At 45.6% G+C, this 351-nt stretch carries 1 protein-coding gene; it reads right to left on the reverse strand.

The genetic code is table 11. The features are described 5' to 3' along the window. Positions 1-213: flap endonuclease (locus tag D0S45_21040; protein TIH01429.1), on the reverse strand; the 213-nt coding region annotated here is incomplete at its 3' end. Positions 214-351: the final 138 nt, after the last annotated feature.

Genomic DNA, 351 nt, shown 5'->3' on the forward strand with positions numbered 1-351 from the left:
TTCATTACGAAAGCACTGATCCAAACTCTCATCAAAGCACACGCCCACCCGCAAAGGCTGCCGCTCTTTTAATAAGCGCAACAAGAATGCAGTATAGCCATAGACTGCGGCGGTAGGCCACTGTTCTTCCTCACTAAACCAATGGTCGGGCAAGGCAAAATAATACTGAAAAATATAAATAGACGCATCAATAAGCAAGGTGGGTTGAGGCATATCTTTATTCACAACAAGTCCGTCAACACATAGCTTTCGCGCTGGTATACGCCACTTTCTTCCGTACTATTTTCAGCACGAGAGCAAGAGCCTTCGGCGCAATAAAACGCCACCAATACCTTTATTAACCACTGCGCT

The sequence above is a fragment of the Marinifilum sp. JC120 genome (assembly GCA_004923195.1).
Lineage (GTDB): Bacteria > Desulfobacterota > Desulfovibrionia > Desulfovibrionales > Desulfovibrionaceae > Maridesulfovibrio.